At 45.8% G+C, this 25884-nt stretch carries 21 protein-coding genes; 12 read left to right on the forward strand and 9 right to left on the reverse strand.

Features of this window, described 5'->3' with window-relative positions:
• Positions 1 to 120 precede the first annotated feature (120 nt).
• A complete protein-coding gene (locus ABR189_RS04660; protein ID WP_354659284.1) occupies positions 121 to 615 on the forward strand; it encodes a hypothetical protein in 495 nt (164 codons plus the stop codon).
• A gap of 376 nt (positions 616 to 991) precedes the next feature.
• Here the strand turns inward: ABR189_RS04660 and ABR189_RS04665 are convergent, their stop codons facing one another.
• Positions 992 to 1342 (reverse strand): lipocalin-like domain-containing protein, encoded by a 351-nt coding sequence (locus tag ABR189_RS04665; RefSeq protein WP_354659285.1) that lies wholly within the window; start codon positions 1340 to 1342, stop codon positions 992 to 994.
• Between the two features lie 486 nt (positions 1343 to 1828).
• On the opposite strand from ABR189_RS04665, the gene ABR189_RS04670 reads away from it, so the two are divergent.
• Together ABR189_RS04670 and ABR189_RS04675 are read left to right on the forward strand one after the other, a co-directional pair.
• Positions 1829 to 3382, forward strand: a complete 1554-nt coding sequence (locus ABR189_RS04670; protein WP_354659286.1) for an FMN-binding glutamate synthase family protein — start codon at positions 1829 to 1831, stop codon at positions 3380 to 3382.
• A gap of 12 nt (positions 3383 to 3394) precedes the next feature.
• Complete coding sequence (locus ABR189_RS04675) at positions 3395 to 3778, forward strand: GreA/GreB family elongation factor (RefSeq protein ID WP_354659287.1); 384 nt, start codon at positions 3395 to 3397, stop codon at positions 3776 to 3778.
• A 69-nt stretch (positions 3779 to 3847) separates the two neighbouring features.
• On the opposite strand, the gene ABR189_RS04680 is transcribed toward ABR189_RS04675, so the two are convergent.
• Positions 3848 to 4330 (reverse strand): LIC11966 family surface protein, encoded by a 483-nt coding sequence (locus ABR189_RS04680; protein ID WP_354659288.1) that lies wholly within the window; start codon positions 4328 to 4330, stop codon positions 3848 to 3850.
• Positions 4327 to 4947 carry a hypothetical protein gene (locus tag ABR189_RS04685; protein ID WP_354659289.1) on the reverse strand — a complete coding sequence of 207 codons (621 nt, stop codon included), beginning with the start codon at positions 4945 to 4947 and terminating at the stop codon, positions 4327 to 4329. Before ABR189_RS04685 ends, ABR189_RS04680 begins: the two co-directional genes overlap by 4 nt.
• Before the next feature lie 153 nt (positions 4948 to 5100).
• Here ABR189_RS04685 and ABR189_RS04690 point away from each other — a divergent pair, with 153 nt between their 5' ends.
• Together ABR189_RS04690 and ABR189_RS04695 are read left to right on the forward strand one after the other, a co-directional pair.
• Complete coding sequence (locus tag ABR189_RS04690) at positions 5101 to 5673, forward strand: hypothetical protein (protein ID WP_354659290.1); 573 nt, start codon at positions 5101 to 5103, stop codon at positions 5671 to 5673.
• A gap of 49 nt (positions 5674 to 5722) precedes the next feature.
• A complete protein-coding gene (locus ABR189_RS04695; RefSeq protein WP_354659291.1) occupies positions 5723 to 7012 on the forward strand; it encodes a Gfo/Idh/MocA family protein in 1290 nt (429 codons plus the stop codon).
• A 128-nt stretch (positions 7013 to 7140) separates the two neighbouring features.
• On the opposite strand, the gene mqnE is transcribed toward ABR189_RS04695, so the two are convergent.
• Both mqnE and ABR189_RS04705 read right to left on the reverse strand, forming a co-directional pair.
• Positions 7141 to 8322 carry an aminofutalosine synthase MqnE gene (mqnE, locus tag ABR189_RS04700; RefSeq protein WP_354659292.1) on the reverse strand — a complete coding sequence of 394 codons (1182 nt, stop codon included), beginning with the start codon at positions 8320 to 8322 and terminating at the stop codon, positions 7141 to 7143.
• On the reverse strand, positions 8319 to 10478 hold the full coding sequence (locus ABR189_RS04705) for a M43 family zinc metalloprotease (RefSeq protein WP_354659293.1): 2160 nt from the start codon (positions 10476 to 10478) through the stop codon (positions 8319 to 8321). The genes mqnE and ABR189_RS04705 overlap by 4 nt, the downstream gene beginning before the upstream one ends.
• A 185-nt stretch (positions 10479 to 10663) precedes the next feature.
• On the opposite strand from ABR189_RS04705, the gene ABR189_RS04710 reads away from it, so the two are divergent.
• The gene (locus tag ABR189_RS04710; RefSeq protein ID WP_354659294.1) at positions 10664 to 11284 is read left to right on the forward strand and encodes an O-methyltransferase; all 621 of its coding nucleotides are present in this window, start codon (positions 10664 to 10666) and stop codon (positions 11282 to 11284) included.
• A 398-nt stretch (positions 11285 to 11682) separates the two neighbouring features.
• Here the strand turns inward: ABR189_RS04710 and trxA are convergent, their stop codons facing one another.
• Together trxA and dnaE are read right to left on the reverse strand one after the other, a co-directional pair.
• Complete coding sequence (gene trxA, locus ABR189_RS04715) at positions 11683 to 12000, reverse strand: thioredoxin (protein ID WP_354659295.1); 318 nt, start codon at positions 11998 to 12000, stop codon at positions 11683 to 11685.
• Positions 12001 to 12121: 121 nt separating this feature from the next.
• Entirely contained in the window at positions 12122 to 15763 is a 3642-nt protein-coding gene (gene dnaE, locus ABR189_RS04720; protein WP_354659296.1) for a DNA polymerase III subunit alpha, read from the reverse strand.
• 256 nt (positions 15764 to 16019) lie between these two features.
• On the opposite strand from dnaE, the gene ABR189_RS04725 reads away from it, so the two are divergent.
• The gene (locus ABR189_RS04725) at positions 16020 to 16766 is read left to right on the forward strand and encodes a C40 family peptidase (protein ID WP_354659297.1); all 747 of its coding nucleotides are present in this window, start codon (positions 16020 to 16022) and stop codon (positions 16764 to 16766) included.
• Here the strand turns inward: ABR189_RS04725 and ABR189_RS04730 are convergent.
• Positions 16753 to 18240 (reverse strand): oligosaccharide flippase family protein, encoded by a 1488-nt coding sequence (locus ABR189_RS04730; RefSeq protein ID WP_354659298.1) that lies wholly within the window; start codon positions 18238 to 18240, stop codon positions 16753 to 16755. The genes ABR189_RS04725 and ABR189_RS04730 overlap by 14 nt on opposite strands.
• 106 nt (positions 18241 to 18346) lie before the next feature.
• Between ABR189_RS04730 and ABR189_RS04735 the strand changes: the two genes are divergently transcribed.
• The 5 genes from ABR189_RS04735 to ABR189_RS04755 are packed head-to-tail and all read left to right on the forward strand — an operon-like array spanning position 18347 to position 23201.
• Positions 18347 to 19099, forward strand: coding sequence for a DUF268 domain-containing protein (locus ABR189_RS04735; RefSeq protein WP_354659299.1), 753 nt, complete (start codon positions 18347 to 18349; stop codon positions 19097 to 19099).
• Positions 19100 to 19114: 15 nt separating this feature from the next.
• The gene (locus tag ABR189_RS04740; protein ID WP_354659300.1) at positions 19115 to 19810 is read left to right on the forward strand and encodes a class I SAM-dependent methyltransferase; all 696 of its coding nucleotides are present in this window, start codon (positions 19115 to 19117) and stop codon (positions 19808 to 19810) included.
• A complete protein-coding gene (locus ABR189_RS04745; RefSeq protein WP_354659301.1) occupies positions 19807 to 20703 on the forward strand; it encodes a glycosyltransferase family 2 protein in 897 nt (298 codons plus the stop codon). The genes ABR189_RS04740 and ABR189_RS04745 overlap by 4 nt, the downstream gene beginning before the upstream one ends.
• Positions 20678 to 21898 carry a glycosyltransferase family 4 protein gene (locus ABR189_RS04750; protein WP_354659302.1) on the forward strand — a complete coding sequence of 407 codons (1221 nt, stop codon included), beginning with the start codon at positions 20678 to 20680 and terminating at the stop codon, positions 21896 to 21898. Before ABR189_RS04745 ends, ABR189_RS04750 begins: the two co-directional genes overlap by 26 nt.
• The gene (locus ABR189_RS04755; protein ID WP_354659303.1) at positions 21888 to 23201 is read left to right on the forward strand and encodes a glycosyltransferase; all 1314 of its coding nucleotides are present in this window, start codon (positions 21888 to 21890) and stop codon (positions 23199 to 23201) included. The genes ABR189_RS04750 and ABR189_RS04755 overlap by 11 nt, the downstream gene beginning before the upstream one ends.
• A 65-nt stretch (positions 23202 to 23266) precedes the next feature.
• Here the strand turns inward: ABR189_RS04755 and ABR189_RS04760 are convergent, their stop codons facing one another.
• A complete protein-coding gene (locus ABR189_RS04760; RefSeq protein ID WP_354659304.1) occupies positions 23267 to 25774 on the reverse strand; it encodes a YfhO family protein in 2508 nt (835 codons plus the stop codon).
• Positions 25775 to 25884: the final 110 nt, after the last annotated feature.

Consider the following 25884-nt stretch of genomic DNA (forward strand, 5'->3'; position numbering starts at 1 on the left):
CTACACACCCCATTTTAAATAAACTCATATTAGTAATGGTTGATTTTTTGGCACTCGCGTGCTGATAGGGGAGTTGTATTGCATAGGTAATTAGTATTTATTCACTTTAAATATGCTCTTATGGAAAATCTATTAACCATCTTAAACCGGATTACAGCATATGGCACCTCATCGGGCATTGTTGAGCTTTTTGAGTATGAGCTATGCAATGTAATTGGTAGTACAGCTGCTAATGGCTGGTCGGCAGATCAGCGGGCGGATTTTATGATGTTTTATACCTTATTTAGCACAAATGCTGTTGCTGCATTTAACGTTCGGGATGCATTAAGACAAGCGCATACTGAGAATTTAACCAAGGAGCTGGCAATAGAGCTGGAAAGCGATCTGTATGAATTATCAAGTTTGAGTGCCGGATTAGAGCTGGACGAATTGGAAGCAGCACTTGATCTGTATATAAATATACTGGTGGATGAAGATAACGGGATGGAAGGCACGGTAACCACAATTGTGGGGCATTACTTTAAAACATTTTTTCTAACACTACACGCTTTAGATATTGAAAAACGGATTAAAATAGCTCAAAGGTCTGTTACCCCTTTAAAGATGGCATTATGAACACCAATAAACAAGCCCCCAATAGATTATTTGCATTGCATACCGCATTTTCTCAACTACCTATATTACTCCGGGAACAGGTTTGCGAGGAATGTAAGTACACGCTTCCTCATTTCTACAGGAAGATGCGATGTGTTGATACGCATGTAAGTGGTAAGTTAGTACCAGCATTTAGTAAAATGGAAAAGCGGAAGATCCATGAAATCGCTGAACGAATTACGAGGGAGCTACTTGCAACGATTTTAAGTAGTTCCGATAATTAAATGGTATTGGGTACAACATTCATACGATAATGGCGCTGGGTTTCCTGGTGTCATTATCGTATGATAATCAACATGTTACTGAAACGCTTAGTCAAATATCCGGCAATAGGAGTTTAGTCTTCCACTTTCTCATATTCCAGGGTACCTGTTTTGTCGTTGGAGATGATCCTTTTTTTCGCGTCAAAGTATTCTACATCAAAAGTCAGCGAGATGATACTGATCTTGATGGTAAGCTCCTTGTTATCGTCAGAGAGCTTCCATTTACCTTTCCGCGAATTATCACCATTAACGCCTTTAAATACACCATCTTCCATAAAAATTTGATAAGTATCTTCGGGTGTCTTTACAACCCCGCCTTTGGTTTCTTTGACGAGTTTCCATTTCCCTATTAGCTCTTTTGAGGTTTGCGCATTGCTCACCAAACTAATCATACAAAAGGAAAGAAGTGTAAGTAAGATTTTCATATTTTCAAGTTTATATGCTTGTAAGTTAATAAAATAAGAAATTTCAGCAAGGACAGACAATAAAGGGCCTATTTTTTAACATTCTGTTTATTAACGAATAACTGATTGATATTAAATAAAAGCCGTACCTTTGCGACAGCATAATGCATATTTCTTGAACAAGGCAGTAAACATATCACCTTTCTTTCGCAAAAAGCAACGGGCTGTAAAAGCTCCGTCCGGCTTCTTGCTGCCTTTTTTATCTTGTCCCAAAGACTTCAACAAGTAAGCCCCGGCAACGTTTATCTTTTCACAGTTGTTCCGGGGGATAATTTTATCAATTATCAATTACAGGAAATAGGTATGAATGAAACAGTGTGCGGAGGATGCCTGTTAGCATTCCCGGACATGACATACTTCATTCAGCGCAGTATTTGATCATTTATTAATTGTCTCTTTTTTTTCCAAAACAATCTTTTCCAAAACAGTTTTACTAAAATCAATTTTATGAATCATCGGATTGCACGGTGGGCGGTTTATCTTTTATGTTTTTTGCTGGATGTTACGGTAGCCGTATGGCTCTGGAACGGTAACACCAGCGGTTGGATTTTATTACCTGTGGCGCTGGCGTTAACAATAACCACTATTTATCACCGGCTACAGAACAAACATACTTTATTACGCAACTACCCCGTATTGGGAGGGCTGCGATATTTACTGGAGCAGATACGGCCTGAAATGAGGCAGTATTTTTTTGAATCAGATACCGACGGACGCCCTTTTAACAGGCGCCAGCGTGCGGTAGTATACCAGCGGGCCAAAGACGTGAAACAAACCGTGGCTTTTGGTGCGCTGGACAATATGTATGATCCCGGATATGAGTGGGCGGCACATACGTCTTTCCCGGTAAAAGTAACGCCGGAATCTATGCGTGTTACCATTGGAAATGAACAATGTGCACAGCCTTATGATGCCAGCTTGCTGAATATCAGTGCCATGAGTTATGGTGCATTGAGCAAAACAGCTATCCAGGCATTAAATGGCGGGGCTAAACTGGGCGGATTTGCCCATAATACAGGAGAAGGTGGCGTAAGCCCTTATCACCTGCAGCATGGTGGCGATCTGATCTGGCAGATAGGTACGGGCTACTTCGGCTGCCGGGATGATGAAGGTAATTTTTCTCCGGAAGTATTTGCAGCTACAGCGGCACACCCGGAAGTGAAGATGATAGAACTGAAATTAAGTCAGGGCGCCAAGCCGGGGAAAGGCGGGGTATTGCCTGCTGCTAAAAATACGCCTGAAATTGCGGCTATCCGTAAGGTAAAGCCACACGTAAGTGTGTTGTCTCCTGCCGGGCACAATGCATTCAGCAATGCTTACGAGATGATGGCGTTTATTCAATCCCTGCGCAAACTGAGCGGCGGCAAGCCCGTAGGCTTTAAGCTGTGTGTAGGACGTGAAAGTGAGTTTGAAGCTATTTGTACCGCTATGGTAAATACAGGCATCTATCCTGACTTTATCACCGTAGATGGGGCAGAAGGGGGCACCGGTGCGGCACCACTGGAATTTACCGATTCTATTGGGATGCCACTGTATGATGCACTGGCTATTGTGGTCAACCTGCTTAAAAAGTACGATCTCAAAAAGCAGGTGCGTGTACTGGCTAGTGGTAAGATCATTACCGGCTTTGACATTATGAAAGTATTGGCACTGGGAGGGGATGCCTGTTATAGTGCCAGGGGAATGATGCTGGCACTGGGATGCATTCAGGCATTGCAATGTGATAGTGGCAGCTGCCCGGTAGGTATTGCTACGCAGGACCCTTCTTTATATCAGGGGGTGGAAGTAACGGATAAAAAAGTGCGGGTAGCTAATTTCCACCGCAATACCATTTATGCACTGGCAGAACTAATGGGGGCCTGTGGGTTTGCTACCGCAGAAAAAGTAGATCCGGCTGCTGTATACCGCAGGATCAACCGTACCCTGGTACTGTCCTATAAAGACATTTATACGCCTGGTAAAGGCTTGCAACTATACCAGGATAATTCAATAAACAATTAAAAACTGGTTAACATGAAACTAAAAAAGATCAATGTTACAGCCCATGATTACGAGATATTAAAAACCTTGTGTCAGCAAACCGGTGGCAGCAGCAAGCTGCTGGAAGAGCTGGAAAGGGCTACGATCAAAAAAAGTATATCCGACGACGTGGTAAGACTTAATTCCACCCTGGAATTTAAGGACGAACGTACAGGAAAAGTGCGGGAAGTACAATTGGTGCTGCCCGCACTGGCAGACATCCAGAAAAGCAGGATTTCCATCTTATCTCCGATAGGTACTGCTTTATTAGGATACAGCATTAATGATGTTGTGGATTGGGAAGTACCTGCTGGTAAAACCAAACTGCATATTATTAGTGTCAAACAGGAACAGGAAACTGAAAAAGCTCCTTCATAATAAAAATCCCGGTCGCTCTGCTGCGTAACCGGGATTTTTATTTGGGAGCAATATCCGCTATTTCCACGTTTATTTCACTTCAAAATTATTCTGTTTACTATATTCTTCCTGCTCTGTAATCAGCCTGGACTGCGCGTCTACGAGCGCATTGTTCTTTTCGATGATGATTTTATTAGTGGCATCCCGCTGGGCTTCTGTGGCATCTGCACGCAGCAGGGCTTTGTATTCGTTGGAAATAAGCCCCGCAATACCCTGGAAGTAAGCGAGTGCATTGGTCTTGAAACTTTCCCCGCTGGTACCGGCAGGGGCCAGCTTATTGAGTTTGGCCAGCTCCGCTTTTACAGTATCTTCCAGTTTCTGCCGCTCGGGTTCCAGTGAGTTTAACTGGCTTTTGTCGGTGGCATCCACTTTCATACTAAAATCCTGGAAAGCTCTTACAATTACGGTTTGCGCCTGCACAATCTTTTCGTTGAAATCATATGGGGCAGTGGCATTATTACAAGCGGTAAACAAAAACAGGTTGGCAAACAGCGCAATGAATAAGTTTTTCATACTTGACTACATTTATGGTTAATGTGTAAATAATCCTGTGTTGCTATACGATACCATTTAAGCGCCTCAGGGTCTATTCTCAAATCCGGACGAAAACGCATAATGCCTTTTATAAAATGTCGCTTAAGGGCATTGCCATCCGGTGTGAAGAAAACCCGAAATGCCACTGCCTGTATGCTTGTATTTCCTGATTCGTCTTTTATAAAAACGCAGAGTTCACTATTAGTTTCGGTGTAACCCTGATCGGTGAAAAGGACATCATACGCACCACCTTCATTATTGACGTCCAACGATTTGTAAAGCAGCGACAAAGCCGGCGCATCTTTGCCATATTCATGCAATCCATTATCATCTACCAATATATCAGTATATTTCGGTGCTTTCGAACGGAGCGTTACCAGGAGTATCGTCAGCAATAAACAAAAAGCACCAATAGAAAAACCTAATACCAACAGGCGTTTGCCGGTAGCTCTTATGTCGAAAGACATAACGGTTGCCACTAAAAGCGCTATTAACATCAAAACAAAAAAACTCAACAGCACCGTTTTTAGCGTAAGAGTCCATCCCATGTTGGGTTTGGAATGCATCTTTTCAAAGTTTTCCTGGGCTGGTAACATGGCTTTGTAATGTATGAAATTGTTAATGACGCATTTAAAGGTACAGATTTATCAAAGGTGATGCCCCTTTATTGGCTATCCGGAAATTTTTTTATTTTTCTTCAGGTTTACTCAGACAACACCTATATTTTAGTGTTTAATTTTTTTAGGAAAATGAAAATATTTTTTCTGTTACTGTCTCTTGGCACCGGAATAGTTGCCAATGCGCAGCAGCAACCGGATAATGAACCTTTAAGGATTCCCTATAACAGGTTTGTACCCTTGCAGGGAACTCCCTATACGGTAGCCTATAAGGTGGATACAACAAAAAAGGGTATCGGTACGCGGCACATGCTTTTTCTCAACAAACAGGATACTACCAGGGTGGAATATCCTGATGGTTCAATGCTTTGGGATATCCACCAGGTGAAAATAGATCAATTTCACCTCAACAAGGTGGTGGCACTGGTTAATCGAAAGAATAACCAGCGTATCCATAAGCATATTAATATCTGGGAGCCCCCGTTGAAATTGTACGTACTTTCTTCAGATGGAAGCACAAACCAGCAGCTGACACCCAACGTATTTTTTGTGAACACTTATGTTGTTGATAGCAATAAGGCCACTATTGTCTGTCACGGCTTTTTCGATAACAATGCCAATGAAAAGCTGGATCGTAAGGATACGAAAGATACACTGGTGTATGACCTCGTTACTCTTAAACAGGTGGCAGGTGCCGTGCGGTAATATCACTGAAAAACAGATTATTAGCTCTTGAAAATTAAATGTCCACGTTATGCTTCGCAGAGATTTCCTGAAAACTACTGCCAAGGCGGGAGTTGCCTACTCCGCTTTACCCTTGTTGCCCGCTTTGCAACGTACCGCCAGTTACCGGCTGGCATTGATAGGTACCGGCTGGTGGGGCATGAACATCTTACAAAGCGCCCTTCAGCATGGTAATTGCAAACTGGTAGCGATATGTGATGTAGATAAGCGCCAGATGATCGCCGCCCTTACAAAAATTGGTACCCTAACTGCCGACAAGCCTAAAACGTATAACGATTACCGTGAACTCCTGCATAAGGAAAAACCGGAAATCGTCATTGTGGCCACACCAGACCATTGGCATCCGCTTATCATGATTGCGGCGGCAGAACAGGGGGCACACGTGTATGTAGAAAAACCTATCGGACACACCATCAATGAAGGGAAAGCCATGGTAAAAGCTGCCCGGAAATACAACCGGGTAGTACAGGTAGGTACGCACCGGAGAGTGTCGCCACATAATATTTCCGGGATGAATTTTCTGAAATCCGGTAAGCTGGGTAAAATAGGGATGGTACGCGCTTTTGTACACTACCCCGGCGGCCCTGGCCAAATGGTTCCTGATACCGCACCTCCGGAAGGACTGGATTGGGAGATGTGGTGCGGTCCGGCGCCCTTACGGCCTTATAACCCCACCATGCACCCAAAAGGCTTCCGGTCTTACCAGGACTATGCCAACGGGCAGCTGGGCGACTGGGGCATCCACTGGATGGACCAGATCCTCTGGTGGACAGAAGAAAAATATCCCCGCAAGATCTTTTCCACAGCCGACCGCTTCATCAAAAAAGATAATACCGATGCGCCCGACACGCAGAACGTCATCTTTGAATTTGAATCCTTTACTGCTGTCTGGGAACACCGGCAGTACGGTGGCAATGAGGCGGAGAAAGCGAATGTAGGCTGCTATTTTTATGGTACGGAAGGTACCTTTCATATGGGATGGGAAGATGGATGGACCTTTTATCCTTCTGACAAAAACAAACAGGTACTTCATGAAGGCCCTAAGCTGCATTATCCTGATGGCCAGAACATCCCCGAACTATGGGCCGATTTTATGAGCGCTATTGAACAAAAACGTACGTCTGTATGTGATATTGCCATCGGACACCGGTCTACCAATATGAGCCTGCTGGGTATGCTGTCGCATAAGCTGGGACGCAGTATTGAATGGGATGGTGAGAAAGAACTGATCCTGAACGATGTGGAAGCCAATAAGCTGCTGCAGCGGAAATACAGAGGCAAGTGGGAGTACCCGGTATAAAATGCATCCTGCAATCTGGTGTAAACATGATAGCTCCTGGTCAACAGGTCAATAAATCAAAACGGCTCAAATGTGCACGATAGCGTGACGCATTTGAGCCGTTGAACGATCAGGCAGGCTGATCTTAATTATTTTGCGAGCAACTCTTCATCAGAAAATACCACATCGGTGTAATCCATGATTTCATTGTATACGGTATCTCTTTCTACCGGTCTTCTGCCGGCTTGTTTGATCAGCATAGCCAGCTGTGCGGTATTCATCGCCGGGCGCTGCTCTTCCGCACCTGCCATGGAGTAGATCTTGGTGGTATCGTCAATGGTACCATCCAGGTCATTAACCCCATAAGAGAGCGTGAGTTGTGCGGTACTTCTGCCCAGCATAGGCCAGTAGGCTTTCAGGTGGGGGAAGTTATCCATATACAGGCGGGCAATGGCATACAGCCGAAGGTCTTCTATGATAGAGGTTTCCGGTATATGCGACAGGTCATTGTCTTTATTCCGGAACTTCAGTGGGATAAAGGTGTTGAAACCATGTGTTTCATCCTGCAGGGAGCGCAGGCGCTCCATATGGTCTACCCGGTGCCAGAACTCTTCCACATGGCCATACAGCATGGTGGCATTAGTATGCATGCCCAGCTGGTGCGCTGCTTTATGAATGCTTAACCAGCCGTCTCCATCTACCTTATCATGGCATATTTTGGCACGTACCTCCGGATGGAAGATCTCCGCACCACCACCTGGCAGGGATTGCAGGCCGGCATCATGCAGGATACGCATCCCTTCTTCTATGCTCACTTTAGCCTTGCGGAACATATAGTCCAGCTCTACCGCCGTAAAACCTTTAATATGCAGGTCCGGACGGTGAGCGGATATTTTCTGAATCAGTTCAATAAAATAAGCAAGGTTCATTTTTGGATGCACGCCGCCTACAATATGTACTTCTGTAACGGGTTGTCCATCGTATTTTTTAACAATGTCCAGCATTTCATCGATGCTTAATTCCCAACCGTCTTCCTTGTTTTTATACAAGCGGGAATAAGAGCAGAAGTTGCAGGTGAAGATGCAAACATTGGTAGGTTCTATATGAAAATTGCGGTTGAAGTAAGTTTTGTCTCCATGCAATCGCTCCCGTACATGATTGGCTAAGGTGCCTAAAAATCCCAGTTCGCCTTTCTCAAATAATAATACCCCTTCTTCGGGTGTAAGTCTTTGCTGGTTTAACACTTTTTCAGCAATGCTTTTCAGTGCAGTATCTAAATTAGCTTGTTGGAGGAGTGTTTGAACAGCCGGAAAATCTTGTCGCTTCGTCATCTTACTTTCAATATTTTAATAGTCTTGGCCCTGTTCCTATAAATTAATTTTACAAAATAAACACCATTTGGCTCATTTACCAAATTAAAGGTGAACCGGTTGCTGCGGTTGATCGCCGTGGCCGGTTGCCGTGCTACCAGTTGCCCGGCGGTGTTATATAACGCAATTGCCTCCAGGTCTTCCGGGACAGTGAGGAAGGTAACGTATACCAGCCCATCGGTGGGATTGGGAGTTACCAGTACGCCTTGTTCCTTCAGATGCGGATTTACTTCCCTGTCTATCATCCGGATATTATCCAGGTAAATATTGTTTTCTGCATTGGAAGTATTGCGGAATATCACCTGGAATTTCCCCAGCCGGGCAAAGGTGGTGAGGTCTATAGAATCCCTGCGCCATTCACTGGCGGTAGGTATAAATTCTGTTTGTATGGCAGTAGGCCGCGTAATCAGGTTGGGGCCCCATTTCTTATATACGCTGGTGAGCGATTTGGTGCAGTCGGTACTGATAAATATTTCCAGGGTATCCCATACATTATTGAGTGTTTTGGGATCTGAATATACGGCAGCGGCAAGATCAAAGAAGAGGAATACGGAATCCTCCTGTTTGCTGTCAAATACCGGGCTGATCAGGTCATCTATCTGCCCATTTACTGCATAGCCCAGGTTGCGCATTACTACGGAAGCGCTGCCGGATTGGGCTGCATCCCGGGTCAGTTCCCAGGTGAAGCTCTTGTCGGGATTAAAGATTTCCCAGCCTGCCGGAGGGTAGGTATTGCTTTCAAAACCTTCCAGGAAGGGCAGGGTAGCGTCGGCATCATAATGGAAGGAGCCTACGGTAGTATCATTTTCAGGTACCTGGTCGGGTACCCCGTTGGGTAGCATGGTATATGCCCGGAGGGTATGCGTACCGATAGCCACAGTAGCCGGGGGCAATTGTACGGTGGTTTGCTGCAGGCTGGTAAGTGTACCAGTCCACTGATAGGTGACAGGTGTTCCGTTGTTCACGGTGTAGGCGATCGTTACCTGCTTGAGTGGGAGGGCGCCTTTATTTTTCAGCACCACCACAGGAGCGATACCATTATCACATTGTTTGCCTACCGGGGCATTGATTTGTGTAATCGCTGCATCCTGGTTATTCAAGGCTACGGGAGAGCAGCCTTGGGAAGTAAGCAGGGAGGCCCGCATATTTTCCAGCACAAAACGCATCCGGTCTACCTGCCCGGCAGTAAACAGCTGCATACAGGCATCGTCAGAATAATCCATGAAGTTCATGAACATGATACCGGGAGCGGTGGGGCTACAGGCATCTGTAGTAGGGAATGGGAGGCAACCGAACGAGCGTTTCCCCTGTTTGGGGGTATCCGCAATGCCATCATCTACGTCGCAGCTTTCCCGGGTACCACCAGCGTCATCATCTCCCCAGATATGCCGTAATCCGAAATAATGCCCAATTTCATGGGTGGTAGTCCTCCCCAGGTTAAACACCGGTTGTGCGGTGCCTGTGGTGCCAAAAGCAGTGTACAGGATCACCACACCATCTTCATCGGCAGGAAATCCGCTGTTGGGAGCGGTGGCTACCCCCAGGTTGTTGGCATCCAGTTTACATACCCAGATGTTCAGGTATTGGTCCGTATTCCAGGCATCGGCGCCGCCAGTGTTTTTATGTTTTACGTCTGGCGCGCTGTTTGTAATGGAAAACTGGGTACGGCTGGTCTTAACCCGTACGATACCTGAGGTAGGATCATCTTCGGGGGTACGCTGCGCCAGGCAAAACTGGATCTGCGCATCGCCTATCAACGGCTGCCATACGGCAGGTACCTGGTGAATGTTTGCATTCGTGGCAGAAAAGTCCTGGTTCAATACCGCTATCTGCGACATCACCTGTTCATCAGTTACCAGGTCAGGGTTTTCTAAAACAATATGTACCACTACCGGGATGGTAACGGTTTGATTAGCAGCCGTGCTGCGCAGCATGGAATTGAACCGGCGTTGTGTCTGGCCCTGGACCATCCTGTTTTCCGTAGCCTGGAGCTGTTGTAAGAGCCTGGGATTGTCTTTTATTTTTTGCTGTATAACATCCGCCGTAGCACAGGTACGCTGTGCTTTTGCCGGCAGCAGGGATATCAGGCAAAGGAAGATCGTAAAGATATTGCGCAAAGGATGATGGTTTGCTTTATAAAGATCAGTTTCTGATGGAAAGATACAATCTTAGTTTGATGATTTTTCATACGACAGGAAGGTGAAGACTATCCGGACCGACTACTTAAAATTATTTTCGCAGCAATAGAATTTTTTTACTTTTATCAGGATTAAGAAAAACCTAAACACCCCCGACATCATTTATGATCAAAGCGATAAACCGCATCAGACAACGATATACTTTCCGGCAGGAACAGCGCAATGCGGCTGCTATTATTGCCGCATGGGAACAAAGCGGCAAGCCGGCACCCTCTCCCGGAGTCCGGAAACAACAGATCGTCCGGGAATACCAGGCCCAATACCAGCTGCACACGCTGGTAGAAACCGGTACTTTCCTGGGAGATATGATTGCCGCCCAACTACCCAATTTTACGAGGCTGATTTCCATAGAGCTAAGTGAACGGCTGTACCGGGATGCCCGCAAGCGCTTTAAAAACGACGCCAAAGTGGAACTGTACCAGGGAGACAGCGGCAAAGTATTGCCCCGGATACTGCCTACCATTCAGGAAAAAGCCCTCTTTTGGCTGGACGGGCACTATTCGGCAGGGATTACTGCCCTGGGCGATAAATATTCTCCTATCGTAGAAGAGCTGGAGGCTATTTTCCAATACAACATCGGGCATATCCTGCTCATTGACGATGCCCGCTGCTTTACCGGGGAAGAAGGCTATCCCACTTTAGCAGGACTGGAACAACTCATTAAAAGCAAACATCCGGCGTATTCGATGACGGTGGCAGACGACGTTATCCGCGTCACTCCATAAACTACCCTCATTCCGCCGAATATTGCGGAAAAGCCTGGCAGTCACCACTGCCAGGTTTTTTTTTGCCTTTTTGCAGGCAAAACCATCTCAAAACTACCCTAAAGCCCAGGCAAACACTGATAATACCTCAAAATAAAGCCCTTATAAAGTACCCTTAAAGGCTAAATAAAGCCAGGATAAAGCCTATCTTTTTAACTGGGTCTTATCTGGGCTTTATATAGGCTTCATATAGGCTTTATATAGGCTTTATCTATAAGGAAAGGTACTATGAGCCTGGGTTTAAGGTATGGTTTGATTGCAAGTTGACTACTGGGAGAGGGTTTTGGGGCAAATAGCGGGGACAAAAAAAAGCCGTTTCCTGAGGAGGAAACGGCTTCTTCACTTTTATAAGCTATGTCTTACAGGTGTGACTGTATTTTTTTATCCAATACTGATTTAGGAACAGCACCTACTTGTTTATCTACAACCTGGCCACCCTTTACGAACAGGATAGCTGGAATGCTGGTGATACCGTAGTTGATAGATAACTGCGGATTCTGGTCCACGTTAACTTTACCGACGTTAACTTTACCAGCATAATCTTTAGACAGTTCTTCGATAACTGGTCCAATAGCGCGACAAGGGCCACACCATTCTGCCCAAAAGTCAATCACGCTCAATTTATCGGAGCTTAATACTTCTGTCTGAAAGTTCGCATCAGTGAATTCTAAAGCCATATTAATTTTATTTTATGTTTAAAGTTTGTTGTATGTTATTGTTTGTCTAAAAGCTGCATTTGCAGACTATCTAACCCTTCAATAATCAATCCGAAGTCAAAATTACTGCATTTTTGACACCCTACTTATTGATAGTTTCTATATACACATCAATATCCGGTTGTTTGGTCAAGAAATGCGCCAACTCGTCATTCATTTCAATATGCTTGTTAAAGGTCCGCATTTTAACGGTGAGATCATTGTCTTTGTCAATGAGTTGCAGAAATAATTCGCTGGCGCCTGGATACTTGCCGGCATTGTCACTCAGGAAATCTACAGTTTCCCGGGTAATATGCCGGGGCATGGTAACCAGTACCACTTGTTTGGTATGCGTTTTTTTCACTTCCTGCAATAACTGCATGCTGCTTACCTTAAACTCATACTCATTATCATTGAAGCGCTTGGACTTAAATCCTCCATTGATAAACAGGCACAGGCCGGGTTTCATATAAGCCGCAAAGCGGATGAAATCTTCACTCCACAAAGCAAATTCAAATTTGCCGCTGTAATCCTCAATAGTCATTACTCCAAACTGCCGGTTGTTGCGGGATATCCTTTCCATCGCACTGGTAATGTATACTGCCAGGCGGAAATTCCTTTCCCGGGCACGCCCGCCGGTACTTCCGGGAGTAGAGATCTCTGTTTGATATTCCACCAATTCCTGTACGGTATTCATGTGGTAATGTTTCAGCTCGAACCGGTAGTCGTCCAGCGGATGACCGGAGATATAGATCCCGGTTACCTCTTTTTCATTGTTTAGCTTTACGATCAGGGGCCAGGCATCACAGGGAGCTATTTTAGGCGGCTCAATATCCGGCATTTCTTCCGCACCAAAAAGGCTGCCCATGGAAGAGGAGCCGGCAGATACCTGGTTACCGAATTTTACGATTTTGTCGAGTCCGGTAGTTGTGTCGCCATCCGGTTTATGAAAATACTGGGCACGGTGCAGTTCCGGGAACAAGTCAAAGGCGCCGGACATTGCCAGGGCTTCCAGCGACTTTTTGTTAACTGCCCGTTGATTTACCCGTTTGATAAAGTCGAAGATACTTTTGAAGGGGCCTTCTTTTTCCCTTTCTTCCAGCAGGTTTTCTATCGCCGCTTCACCCACACCTTTCAATCCACCCAGGCCAAAACGTACCTGCCCTTGTTTGTTTACCGCAAACCCTTTAAAAGATTCATTGACATCCGGCGGCAATACGTCGATGCCCATCCGCTTGGATTCTTCCATGAAGAAGGTGATCTTTTCAATATTGCTGGCGCAGTTGAGTACGGCAGCCATATATTCGGCAGGGTAGTGGGCTTTGAGGTAGGCCGTTTGATAAGCTACGAAAGCATAGCAGGTAGAGTGCGATTTATTGAACGCGTAAGAGGCAAAGGCTTCCCAATCCGTCCATACCTTATCGCATACTTTAGGATCGTGGCCATTTTTGGCACAGCCTTCCATAAACTGCGCCTTCATCTTATTCAGTACGGCAATCTGCTTTTTACCCATCGCCTTACGCAGTACGTCGGCATCTCCTTTGGAGAAGTTGGCCAGCTTCTGGCTCAGCAGCATCACCTGTTCCTGATATACGGTAATACCGTAGGTATCATTGAGGTATTCCTCCATTTCCGCGATATCGTATTGCACAGGTTCCAGCCCGTGTTTACGACGGATAAAAGAAGGGATGTACTCCAGTGGACCCGGACGGTACAAGGCGTTCATGGCAATCAGGTCATCAAATCTATCCGGTTTCAGTTCCCGCAGGTATTTCTGCATCCCGGTAGACTCAAACTGGAAGGTAGCGTTGGTTTCGCCACGCTGGTAGAGGTCAAATGTTTTGGCATCATCCAGGGGAATATTGTCTATTTCAATTTCTACGCCGTGGTTCTGTCGGATCAGCTGCAGGGCGCCCTTGATGATGGTGAGGGTTTTCAGCCCCAGGAAGTCCATTTTAATAACCCCTGCGGACTCGATAATACTACCTTCAAACTGGGTAACCAGCAGGTCGGAGTCCTTGGCGGTAGATACCGGGATGAGGTCGTACAGGTCCTTGGGGGCAATGATGATCCCCGCAGCATGGATACCGGTATTACGTACAGACCCTTCCAGGTTGCAGGCCTCGCGGAGTACTACACCGGGCAGGTCGTCGCCCTGGTGGATGGCGCGGAGTTTTTTTACATTCTCCAGGTCTTCTCCCATAAGTCCTTCCTTGTCGGACAGGCTTTTATCCCCTTCCAGGGGAGCAAAGATGATACGGTTCAGCTCAATACCGGGTTTGTCGGGTACCAGCTTGGCCAGGGCATTGGATTCGATCAGGGGCAGGTCCATTACACGGGCCACGTCCTTGATACTCATTTTTGCTGCCATAGTACCATAGGTGATGATCTGTGCTACCTGGTTACGGCCATATTTTTCAACTACATAGTCAATTACTTTCTGACGGCCTTCATCATCGAAGTCCGTATCAATATCCGGCATGCTTTTACGTTCCGGGTTCAGGAAACGCTCAAACAGCAGGTTGTATTTAATAGGGTCAATATTGGTGATACCTATGCAATAGGCTACGGCAGATCCGGCAGCAGAACCACGGCCGGGACCGATAAATACGCCGATATCGCGTCCGGCTTTGATAAAGTCGGCCACAATGAGGAAGTACCCTGCAAACCCCATGTTCTCGATTACCTGGAGCTCAAAGTTGATACGTTCCTCTACTTCCGGTGTCATTTCCTGGTACCTGGTGCGTGCTCCTTCATACGTGATGTGGCGCAGGTATTGGTCCTGGGTGATAAATTCCCGCGGAATAGGGAAGTTGGGCAGCAGGATATCGCGTTTAAGGTCCAGCAGCTGTACCTTATCTACGATCTCATTGGTATTATCAATAGCCTGCGGCAGGTCATGGAAGAGTTTGGTCATCTCTTCCGTGGTTTTGAAGTAAAACTGGTCGTTATAAAAAGCGAAACGTTTGTTCTTCATCCCTGCATCATCATCCGCAAACTCCTTCATGGTAGGCGTGCTCTGCTTTTCACCGGTGTTGATACAAAGCAGGATATCATGGGCATTGGCATGCGCCTGGTCCACATAGTGAGAGTCGTTGGAGGCAATGATCTTTACATTGTATTTGGCTGCAAACCGTATCAGCACTTCATTCACCTTTTCCTGTTCCGGAATACCATGACGTTGCAGCTCTATATAAAAATCATCCCCGAAAATATCCAGCCACCATTTGAATTCCTTTTCACCGGCTTCTTCTCCGTGTTTGAGAATCGCTTTGGGCACAGAAGCCCCCAGGCAGCAGGTGGTAGCGATCAGCCCTTTATGATATTGGAGGATCAGTTCTTTGTCAATACGCGGATACTTACCGTACATCCCTTCCATGTATCCCAGGGAACACAGTTTGATGAGATTACGGTAGCCTTCATCATCCTTGGCCAGTAATACCTGGTGATAGCGGATATCTTTTTCCTCCCGCGTAAACGAACGTTTATGCCTGTTCTCTACGATATATACCTCACAGCCAATGATGGGCTTCACCTTCAGCCTTTTATCCTTTGGATCGCCGGGATTGAGTTTGTTATTATATGCCTCTGCCACAAACTGGAAAGCACCAAACATATTGCCGTGATCTGTGATCGCCAGTGCAGGCATATTGCTCGCCATCGCTTTCTTATACAGCGACTTGATATCAGCCGCACCATCCAGCAGGGAGTATTGTGTGTGTACGTGTAAGTGGGAAAAAATCATATACTAGCTTTTAGCAGTTAGCATTTAGCTTTTAGCTGTCTACACATTTCCTGCGCTAACAGCTAACAGCTAATGGCTAATAGCTTATTAATTGTCCGTCTGCAAAAATCCGACTCTTAGCGGAGATAAAAAATTGTAACTGGGTGAAATTTATCCACAACGTTATACGTTATAAACAATTATAGTATCTCATGACCTATCAATCAGGTCATTAGTTACTTTATATTTTGTAACTTCGCCTAATTTTAAGCGAGAAATGATGGCAAGAAAAGGACATATAGTACTCAAGATATCGATTTGTGCACTGGTACTGAGTTCCTGTTCTACCATGAAAAAGCCCGCTGGCAGTGCTAAAAATACAACTACCAGCCCTAACAACGGGAAAGTAGAATTTCTGGACGATATCACCTTGCGCCGGGGAGCCACTAAAAGCTCCGCGCACCATTACAATGGGCGTAATGTAGGGATCAGCAATAATATTACGATGAGTAGTGCCAACCTGGAGAATGCGCAGGGCTGGCAATTTAAATATGCACAATTACTGGACGTGCCGGTAGAAGAGGTCAGTAATTTTCAGCTGTTTGGTTTTATTGAAGACTGGATGGGCACGCCATATCGCCTGGGGGGCAAAACAAAAGATGGGATTGATTGCTCCAATTTTGTCAGCACGCTGTTAAACGCAGTGTTCCAGCTAAATATCATTGGCAATTCCGTACAACTTTACTCGCAGGTAAAAAGGCTCAGTGCACGCAAAGAACTGCGGGAAGGAGATCTGGTATTTTTTAAGATCAGCCGTCACCGGATATCACATGTAGGCATCTATCTCGAAAACGATAAGTTTGTACACGCCTCCACCAGCTCTGGTGTGATGATCAGCGATCTGAACGAACCTTACTGGAAACGTTATTATGCCGGAGCAGGCCGCATGGAAGGCGTACCTGATGTAAGCATGAAACATCATTCCAAAAAAGAAGAAGTAGGCGAGTTTATTATCGCCCCTTAGTAATCTTTTTCAGCGCCATTTTCCAGAAACCGTTAATGTCTTCAGAAACACGGCCTCCCAGTATCAATGCCGCGAAAACACCCACAAATACAATACTGATCACCATGCTGTGCACATACAGGTTGCTCATGTCGGGTACCAGGTATACCGCCAGGTAGCTGAGCGCACCTGCCAGTATCGCTTTTAAGGTATTGATGGAGAAAGGGAACAGGTTAAATTTTCTCCAGATAAAAGTGAGCCGGATAATATCGTAGATCGTAAAAGCGATCAGGTTGGATAAGGCTGCCCCCAGGATACCAAAATGGGTGATCAGGAAATAATTGCCCGGCACAATCAGGAATATCAGGATGGCAGAGGTATAAAAGTCAAACTTCCAGAAGTTGGAGGTGCCAATGATCACATTGTTGAGCCCCGTGCCCATATCAATGATCTTGGAGATGCCCAGGATAAAGATGACCCATTTACCTGCTGCATATTCTTTGGGCAGGAAACTGAAAAAAGTATCGAGGTTGATCCAGATGATCAGGAATATAAAGAGGGCGGCAATAAGCATGTTGAGGGACGACTTTTCATAGATCATCCTGATATTAGCGTAATCCTTGTCTTTCCAGGATTGGGATAGGATCGGTGTAGCAATGCTGATAATACTGCGCTGAGGTACCTGTATTACGGTAGCCATATATGCCGCAATGGTATATACCGCGGTATTATCCAATCCTTTTATACCGGAGATGAAAAGTGAGTCCAGCGCCTGGGTAACGATAAAAAAGGAGCTGCCTGCAAAAACGAATCCTCCATAATTGATCATCCGTTTTTTCAGTTTACGGGTTACATTGCTGACTTCCCTGGCAAAATACAGCTCTCCCTGTTTGTGCAGATAAAGAGCCAGCCATACAGCCGGAACAAAATATAAAAGCGAATAGGCAATGATAAACTGGTGAAAGTTGAACAGGTGTAATATAAAGGCTAAAATAAGCAAAGTAGTGACCACCCGAAGTACCAGCTCTTTCTGGATGGTAGACATGATCGTTTTACGCACGCTCCAGCAATAGGCTTCAAAAAAGGAGAAGCAGAGCAATAAAAACGAAAAGGGATAGATCAGGTAATAGTAATCAACAAACAGGGGAGACTTGGTAATGAATTTGGCAATGATCTGTTGTTTGAATACGATGGTAAGACCGGCAATGATGGTGAACCCCAGTAAACTTACTAATGCAATGCGGGTAAAGAGGTCGTTTTTATTTTTGGGTAGGTTATCCCTGTAAAAGGGAAAGAATTTAAAAGACACCGAAAAAGATCCCAGGGTAGCAAAGCCGGAAATAGTAAGTCCCACGTCCAGCAACACTTTTGTTAAACCTACTTGTTCCGGTTCCAGGTAATTGGGCAGTAAAAAGAATGTATTAACAGCGCCAATCAAAAAACCAAAGTAGGTGAAGAAGAGAGAAAAGACACCCTGCTTTTTAATAATTCCCATAAATCCCTGCGTGACTTTTAATAATAGATGTTGCCAGCCTATTAAGTTTAGGCCCAAAGGTATAAATTTGCGCTAATTAAACGTTTTTTTAATACTTTTAACACGCATGTACATACTGTATCGCATAAAGAAAACCGTTAAATATCTGCTGTTTGGCTGGTGGCGTAATCTGGGAACGTTCTTTGTTTATCTGAAGGAATATTTTCAATTTAAACAGCGATCAGACGGACGTTTTCCTATCAGGGCCAGCGATATGCATCCGTATCTGGAAGACAGGACCAAAGTGACCCCCTTCGATCATCATTACATTTATCATCCGGCATGGGCTGCGCGTATCCTGGCACAAACAAGACCGGAAAAGCATATAGATATTTCTTCCATCCTGAGTTTCAGTACCCAGGTATCGGCGTTTATCCCCATGGAATTTTATGATTACCGGCCGGCAACAGTGACCTTAAGTGCACTGTATTGCGGGAAGGCGGATCTGACCAATCTGCATTTTGCAGACAACAGCATTCCTTCTTTATCTTGTATGCATACCATAGAGCATATCGGCCTGGGCCGTTATGGCGATCCTATGGACCCGCAGGGCGATCTGAAAGCCATTAAAGAATTAAAGCGGGTAGTAGCTCCCGGAGGAAGCCTGCTTTTTGTAACACCTACCGGCAAAGCGGCCATTCATTTTAATGCGCACCGGATTTACAGCTATACACAGATCCTGTCTTATTTTGAAGGGTGGTCACTTGAAAATTTTGCACTCATCATGGATGATGGCAGTTTCAAAGCGGTGGCTACCGAGCAGGAAGCCAACAGTCAGTCGTATGGCTGCGGTTGTTACTGGTTTAAAAAACATCAATAATTTATACATCTTTCTATGTTTCAAGTAGGTACAACAAATGAGGAGGCCCGCAGGGAGTGGATTAAAAATACCCTGGCCAAAATCCCCGCAGGCAGTAAATTATTGGATGCAGGGGCAGGAGAGTGCCAGTATAAACCATTTTGCAGCCACCTGGAATATATTTCGCAGGACTTTGCGCAATATGATGGTACCGGCAATGTAGGCCTGCAGATGGGTACCTGGGATAATACCAAACTGGACATCGTATCAGATATACTGGCCATCCCTTTGCCAGACAACAGCGTGGATGCTATCATGTGCACAGAAGTTTTTGAACATATCCCGGACCCTGTAGGAGCTATCCGGGAATTTAAGCGTTTGCTGCGTCCCGGAGGATATCTGTTGCTCACAGCTCCTTTCAACAGCATTACCCATTTCGCTCCCTACCATTTTTCTACCGGGTTTAACCGCTTCTTTTATGAGAAGCATCTTCCGGACAATGATTTTGAAATCACGGAGCTGACACCCAATGGCAGCTATTTTGAGTGTGTGGCCCAAGAGGTAAGAAGGGTGAAAAGCGTGGGTAAACAATATGCCAACACGAAAATATCCCTGCTGGATAAAGTGATCCTGCACAGCACGCTGTGGGTATTACAACGGCTTAGCAAAAAAGATAAAGGCTCATCAGAATTGCTGAGCTATGGCATTCATGTATTTGCAAGAAAAAAATGACCACGGTAATCCCCCATACCGGCACGATGGTGCAAACAGCAAGTACGGTGGAGGGGCCGGTAGTGTCTGTAGTCATGTCTGTCTATAATGGCGGACAATATCTCGCGGCAACACTGGACAGCCTGCTGGCACAAACCTTTTCAAACTTTGAGGCAATTATACTGAATGATGGCTCTGCGGATAATACCGCCGCCATCCTGGAAGATTATGCCCGCCGGGATAGCCGTATCAGGTATGTACCCCTGGAACAGAACAGGGGATTGGTATATTGTTTGAATGCAGCAGTTGCATTGGCGCAGGGCGTATATATTGCCCGTTTGGACGGGGATGATATCTGTATGCCTACCCGCCTGGAAGAACAGGTGGCCTGGTTAAAAGCCAACCCGGAAGTAGACCTGGTGTCCAGCTGGGTAGCATTTATTGATGAAGCCGGCAAGCCATCCGGGCATTGGGAGCTGGACCGCCAAACCAACACCCCCGCACAGATCAGGAAGCAGATGGTCAAAGACAATTGTATTGCACATCCTGCTGTAATGGGCAAAGCGGAGGTTTTTAAAACACATCCCTATCATGCAGACCAGCCTAAAAGGGAAGATCATGACCTTTGGTTGCGCCTGCTGAGCGAAGGATATGTAATTGGAAAAATAAGTAAAGTACTGCTGTTGTACCGGGTGCATGCCGCTTCTGTAACCCGAACAGATGCCCGGCAGGTGAACATATTTATGAAGATATTTGAGACAAAATATGTTTTCCTGAAAAATCAGCTGCAACAACGGAGGTGGGGACTGCTGGAATGGCGGGTGGCCATTTATATGATCGCAGATCTGGTAAAGGCATTGTTGAAAGCAATAAAAAAAAGTGTACGTCATGTATTATCGCCTAAGCATTCTTAAAAGATACCTGGAAGATTTGCTGATGCTGCCTTTTATACTCATAGGACGTATATTGGCCCGGGTGCGTCCGTTGCCGCAATCGTATGATATTTTCTTCTTCTTCCCTTTTTACCATATTGGCGGTGCTGAAAAGGTGCATTACCAGATAGCACAGGCTACGGGGAATAAACAATGTATCATCTTCTTTACCCGGAAATCCCAGAATACGCTTTTCCGGGAAGCATTTGAAAAAACAGGGTGTACCATCCGGGATATTTCCCGGTATACAGATAATAAGTTCCTGTATGTTGTCAATATTATATTCCGGGGGATCATCAGCGGTTATATAAACCGGCAACAGGAAATCCCCCTGGTATTTAACGGACAATGTAATTTTGCATATAAGCTTTCCCGTTGGGTAAAGCGTGAAGTAGCCCAGATAGAGCTGATCCATTCCTATTGTTCGTTTTCATTTATCCGCGTACCCTTCCTGCCATTTTACCGTGCTACGGTGATGATCAGTAAGGTGCGTATTGAAGATCATTTGTTGCAGTACGAAAGATGGGGCATCCCGGGGCATTATGCCGGCAGGATCCATTATATTCCCAATTGTATTCCTTTACCTGCGCAGGCGCCGGACACGGCCAAATACCACACCGCAAAGCCGGAAGTGCTGTATGTGGGGCGTGCTACGGCAGAAAAGCGGGTACATCTGATCGCACAGATGGCAGAACAAGCTGCGCAGCAGGGATTACCTTTTACTTTTGGTTTTCTCGGAGAGGTAACCGATGCTATTCCTGCCCATTTGCGGCCTTACTGTCATTTGTATGGCAATCAAAGTGAAGCAGGCGTTATCAGTGATATTTACAAACGCGCCGTTATACTGGCGCTGGTATCAGATACAGAAGGTTTTCCCATGGTGGTAATGGAAGGAATGGCACATGGACTGGCCATGCTGGTAACCCCGGTAGGAGATATTCCCCTGCATGTAAAAGATGGGGAGAACGGGTTCCTGCTGGAACCTGTAAATGATGAAGCCGCTATTGTCAAAGCCGGGGTGACACATCTGGCAGCTTGGGCGGCACAGCGGGACTGGCTACAGGCCACGGGGCTGCTGAACCGGCAGTATGCATTGGATCATTTCGGACTGGCGCAGTTTGATGCCGCCTACCGCCAACTTTTTACACAAGTGAGGGCAGATAAACATGGATGGTAACAGGAAAATATTAGTGATCAATTACTACTGGCCCCCCAGTGGCGGCGCTGCAGTGCAAAGGTGGCTGGCCCTCTGTAATTTGCTTGCAGAGATGGGATGGGAAGTATCAGTGCTGACAGTGGATGAGCAATATGCTACCTATCAGGTATATGACACCTCTTTAACAGCAGCTATCCGTGCTGATATAAAAGTATATACCACTCGCACACTGGAGCCATTTGGCATCTTCAAGCTGCTCTTTGGCAAGAAAAGTATGCCCAAACCGGCTTTTGCGGATGGACGCAAGCCCGGGCTGGCCAATAAAATAGGCCGTTTTGTAAGAGGCAATATTTTTGTTCCGGATCCCCGCAAGTACTGGAAATACTTTGCGGTATCCAAAGCCAGGGAGCTGATCACTACCCAGGATATTCACCTGGTGGTAACGGCAGGTCCCCCGCATTCCACGCATTTTATCGGGCAGCAACTGAAGAAAACACTGCCGATACGCTGGATCTGCGATTTTCATGATCTGTGGACGGACATTATCTTTTATAACCTGTTGTATAAGCTGCCCATCACTAAAAGGATGGAAAAACAACTGGAAAAAAAGATATTGGAAAACTGTGATGGCATCCTCACGGTAGGAGAAGGGTACAAGGCTAAATTGTTGAGTAAGTCAGACAAACTCTCCCCCGAAAAGATCAGTATTGTGCCTATTGGTTATGACGAAAACATGTTTCTCCGGGAGGATACACCCTCCGCAACGCCTGTTTTTACGATCACCTATGTAGGTACTATCGCCGCTTATTATCAGCCAGAAGTGTTTTTCCAGGCAGTAAAACAGTTGATCAGTAAATATCCGCATGCTCCCGTCAGATTATTGTTTGTAGGCGTAGTGCCGCCGGATATGTTCAACAGTATTGAAGCCCATGGGCTTGCCGCTGTATGGGACTATAAGGCGTATGTACCACATGCAGAAGCAGTAGCTTACATGAAAAAGGCCACCGTACTGTTGCTGGTAAATCCGGTTACACCCGATGAAGAAATGGTAATACCCGGGAAGTTGTATGAGTATATGGCCAGTAAACGGCCGGTGATCAATATTACGTCCCTGAAAAGTGAAACTGCCGCTATTATTGCGCGATGTAATGCCGGGCGTACCTTTGACCGTAGCATGCTGGCCCCGTTGACAGCTTACCTGGAAAGCCTGTTGTTGCAATGGCTGGACAAAGGAGCCGTGATACAGGATTTTAATGAAGCGGCTATTGCCGGTTATAGTCAGCGGGCTATTGCTACCCACTTATCAGATTATTTATCCGCATAATCCTGTCTTCCGGGTATAAAAAAAGTCCTTGCAAGCTGCAAGGACTTTTTTTATGACGTATATTTTTAGTTGTCCTTTTTTGCAGTGTCATTAGCGGGACCAGCCTTTAGCTTTTTCCTTATTTCTATCGCCAGGGCAGCGATGAGCAGGATCCACATGACGATAGAAGAATAAGTAGTGATCATGCTGCCCACATAATAGGAGCGTGGTGCAAACCGCATTTCAATATTATGGTCGCCCGCAGGGATTTTTACCCCGCGCAGCGCATAGTCTACCCGGATAATTTCGCCCTGTTTACCATCGATATATACATTCCAGCCAGCAGGATAATAGATCTCAGAGAATACCGCCAGTCCGTTCTGTTTATTGGAGCTGGTATACTTCAGTGTATTAAGCCCGTATTCCGTCAGTTTGATGTGGCTGGTACTGTCTTTACCAAACGTATAACCTTTCAGGTTATTTTCAAATCTTTTGTCAATCACCACGGTATCCTTAGGGTTGAAGTGGTCCAGTGCGCTCATCTCCGCATTGGCATTATCGGCCCAGGTGATACCGTTTACGAACCAGGCATTGCCCAGTGCGCCCGGGTTTTGCTGATAGGCAGGCTGGCCTTGCTGGTCGGGCATGATAAAGTACTTGGCATTCAGCATGTTCAGTACCTGGATATTGTTTTTATAGATCTGGTGTTCAATCAGATCTTGATACAAGTTCAGTTTTGCTGCATGATAACCACCAATAGATTTATGATGGTAAGAAGTTAATGCATCAGAGAACGGGTCCTTACTCATGACGTTAAATACGCGGTAATAAGGATCTGGGTCTTGCTTGATGGCCAGATCTACCGCAGAAGGTGCAAATATGTTGGAATAATCAGCGACTGTTGAAAAGTTATCCTTGTTCAGGTAGCGTTTATCTACCTGGAAGAGGTCTACCGTTACTACCAGGGCGGTCAGGAAAAGGAACAGGGGAAGTTTCAGTTTCTGGTTTACCAGCATCCAGATAAATCCGGCTATCAGTGCTACCAGGACCAATGAGCGGAAAGCATCTGCCCGGAGCGCGGCTGCACGGTCTGCTACCATGGCATCCACCATTTGTTTGATCACTTCCGGGTTTTTGGCAAAGATCTGTTCATATTGTGCTTTCATCTGATCATTAGGCGCCATCAATTCAAAGAAGCCACCCCATGATGCCAGGATGAAGAGCGCACATAAACCCGCGGTGATATAAAAGGTATTTTTTAATACTTTCAGCAGTTCTGCCTTGTTGTATTTTTCCTGTACAATCTCGTTTAATGCCCAGCATCCCATTAAAGGTACGATCAGCATGGGGAGCACGAGGGCCATGGTAGGCGCCCGGAACTTGTTGTACATGGGCAGATGGTCGAACAGGAAGTAATTGAAAGCAGGGAAGTGATTACCCCACGCCAGTACCAGCCCTATTACCGCCACAGCCAGCATCCACCATTTATGCCAGCTTTTGATCACAAAGAGCGATAGTACAAAGAGGAACATCATGGCCGCTCCAAAATATACCGGTCCTTCTGTAAAGGGCTGAGGTCCCCAGTATAGCGGGAAGTGCTGGGTAAACTGTTCAGCCTGTGCAGGCGGGTTGCCAATAGCGGTCAGGTTTTGATAAGTTTTGGAAGAAGTGCCGATGTTTTCCCCATTGGAGCCGCCATAGAGGTCGGGTACCAGGGTGGTAAATGTTTCCATGATACCCATGCTCCAGCGGAAAGCATAGTCTTTATCCAGTCCGTTCTTTGTTTTATTGCCCGCCGCTGCATTTTCGTCTACCAGTTCAGAGTGGCCACCGCGCATGGTGTACTGGCTGTATTCGTAGGTAGTCCATAAACTAACGGTAGAAGGCAGCAGGGAAAAGATGCCAAATGCGATCAATACCAGGGTAGCTTTTATAAACTGCGGCAAAGTGCCGGAACGGATGGCATGTACCAGGTATCCGATACCCATGGCGAGCGCGATGATCAGGGTATAATATACGATCTGATAGTGATTGTTGGCAATCAGCATACAGAGCATGATGCTGGTAATAATTCCCCCCAGCAATAGTCTTCCCCGGTAGGTAATGATGATACCTGCAATTACCGGCGCCATATAGGCCATGCTGAGGATTTTGGTATCATGCCCGGCCGCGATACTGATAGGGTAAAACGACGAAAAGGCGAAACCAATGGCGCCAATCACGCTGACCCATGTACGGAAACCCATTACACTCAGCAGGAAATAGAAGCCTAACATTCCCAGGAACATAAAGTCTACCGGTTTGGGTAAGCCCAGCGTTAATATATTATGGATGTAATAAGCATAGTTTTTGATAGGCATCATGATCAGATAGGTAGGCATCCCACTGAACATGCTGTTGGTCCACAACGGAGCAATACCCGTTTTGTGATGATACTCGCTGGCTTCCTGTTGTGCGCCTTTCCATGCAATATTATCCGTTTGCCTTAATTCCATTCCTTCCATTACAGGACTGCAAAAAAGAAAGGCCAGGGCAAGAAATATAAGGATGGCATAAACATGAGGTAAAATGATTTTCAGCCAGTTTGATTTCATTGTTGCGTCGTTTGATTTTTAATTTGCGGAAGTTGACCGGGAAAAATAATTCCATAGCAACTTCGTTGAGTTTGTTAAAGAAACAAAAATAACGGTAATTTATCCGAAAT

Source organism: Chitinophaga sp. H8, assembly GCF_040567655.1.
Lineage (GTDB): Bacteria > Bacteroidota > Bacteroidia > Chitinophagales > Chitinophagaceae > Chitinophaga > Chitinophaga defluvii.

What these genes read in the sequence shown, in the direction of transcription:
- ABR189_RS04660 (WP_354659284.1), top strand. Translation starts at nt 121, where the DNA reads ATGGAAAATCTATTAACCATCTTAAACCGGATTACAGCATATGGCACC.
- ABR189_RS04665 (WP_354659285.1), bottom strand. Translation starts at nt 1,342, where the DNA reads ATGAAAATCTTACTTACACTTCTTTCCTTTTGTATGATTAGTTTGGTG.
- ABR189_RS04670 (WP_354659286.1), top strand. Translation starts at nt 1,829, where the DNA reads ATGAATCATCGGATTGCACGGTGGGCGGTTTATCTTTTATGTTTTTTG.
- ABR189_RS04675 (WP_354659287.1), top strand. Translation starts at nt 3,395, where the DNA reads ATGAAACTAAAAAAGATCAATGTTACAGCCCATGATTACGAGATATTA.
- ABR189_RS04680 (WP_354659288.1), bottom strand. Translation starts at nt 4,330, where the DNA reads ATGAAAAACTTATTCATTGCGCTGTTTGCCAACCTGTTTTTGTTTACC.
- ABR189_RS04685 (WP_354659289.1), bottom strand. Translation starts at nt 4,947, where the DNA reads ATGTTACCAGCCCAGGAAAACTTTGAAAAGATGCATTCCAAACCCAAC.
- ABR189_RS04690 (WP_354659290.1), top strand. Translation starts at nt 5,101, where the DNA reads ATGAAAATATTTTTTCTGTTACTGTCTCTTGGCACCGGAATAGTTGCC.
- ABR189_RS04695 (WP_354659291.1), top strand. Translation starts at nt 5,723, where the DNA reads ATGCTTCGCAGAGATTTCCTGAAAACTACTGCCAAGGCGGGAGTTGCC.
- mqnE (WP_354659292.1), bottom strand. Translation starts at nt 8,322, where the DNA reads ATGACGAAGCGACAAGATTTTCCGGCTGTTCAAACACTCCTCCAACAA.
- ABR189_RS04710 (WP_354659294.1), top strand. Translation starts at nt 10,664, where the DNA reads ATGATCAAAGCGATAAACCGCATCAGACAACGATATACTTTCCGGCAG.
- trxA (WP_354659295.1), bottom strand. Translation starts at nt 12,000, where the DNA reads ATGGCTTTAGAATTCACTGATGCGAACTTTCAGACAGAAGTATTAAGC.
- dnaE (WP_354659296.1), bottom strand. Translation starts at nt 15,763, where the DNA reads ATGATTTTTTCCCACTTACACGTACACACACAATACTCCCTGCTGGAT.
- ABR189_RS04725 (WP_354659297.1), top strand. Translation starts at nt 16,020, where the DNA reads ATGATGGCAAGAAAAGGACATATAGTACTCAAGATATCGATTTGTGCA.
- ABR189_RS04730 (WP_354659298.1), bottom strand. Translation starts at nt 18,240, where the DNA reads ATGGGAATTATTAAAAAGCAGGGTGTCTTTTCTCTCTTCTTCACCTAC.
- ABR189_RS04735 (WP_354659299.1), top strand. Translation starts at nt 18,347, where the DNA reads ATGTACATACTGTATCGCATAAAGAAAACCGTTAAATATCTGCTGTTT.
- ABR189_RS04740 (WP_354659300.1), top strand. Translation starts at nt 19,115, where the DNA reads ATGTTTCAAGTAGGTACAACAAATGAGGAGGCCCGCAGGGAGTGGATT.
- ABR189_RS04745 (WP_354659301.1), top strand. Translation starts at nt 19,807, where the DNA reads ATGACCACGGTAATCCCCCATACCGGCACGATGGTGCAAACAGCAAGT.
- ABR189_RS04750 (WP_354659302.1), top strand. Translation starts at nt 20,678, where the DNA reads ATGTATTATCGCCTAAGCATTCTTAAAAGATACCTGGAAGATTTGCTG.
- ABR189_RS04755 (WP_354659303.1), top strand. Translation starts at nt 21,888, where the DNA reads ATGGATGGTAACAGGAAAATATTAGTGATCAATTACTACTGGCCCCCC.
- ABR189_RS04760 (WP_354659304.1), bottom strand. Translation starts at nt 25,774, where the DNA reads ATGAAATCAAACTGGCTGAAAATCATTTTACCTCATGTTTATGCCATC.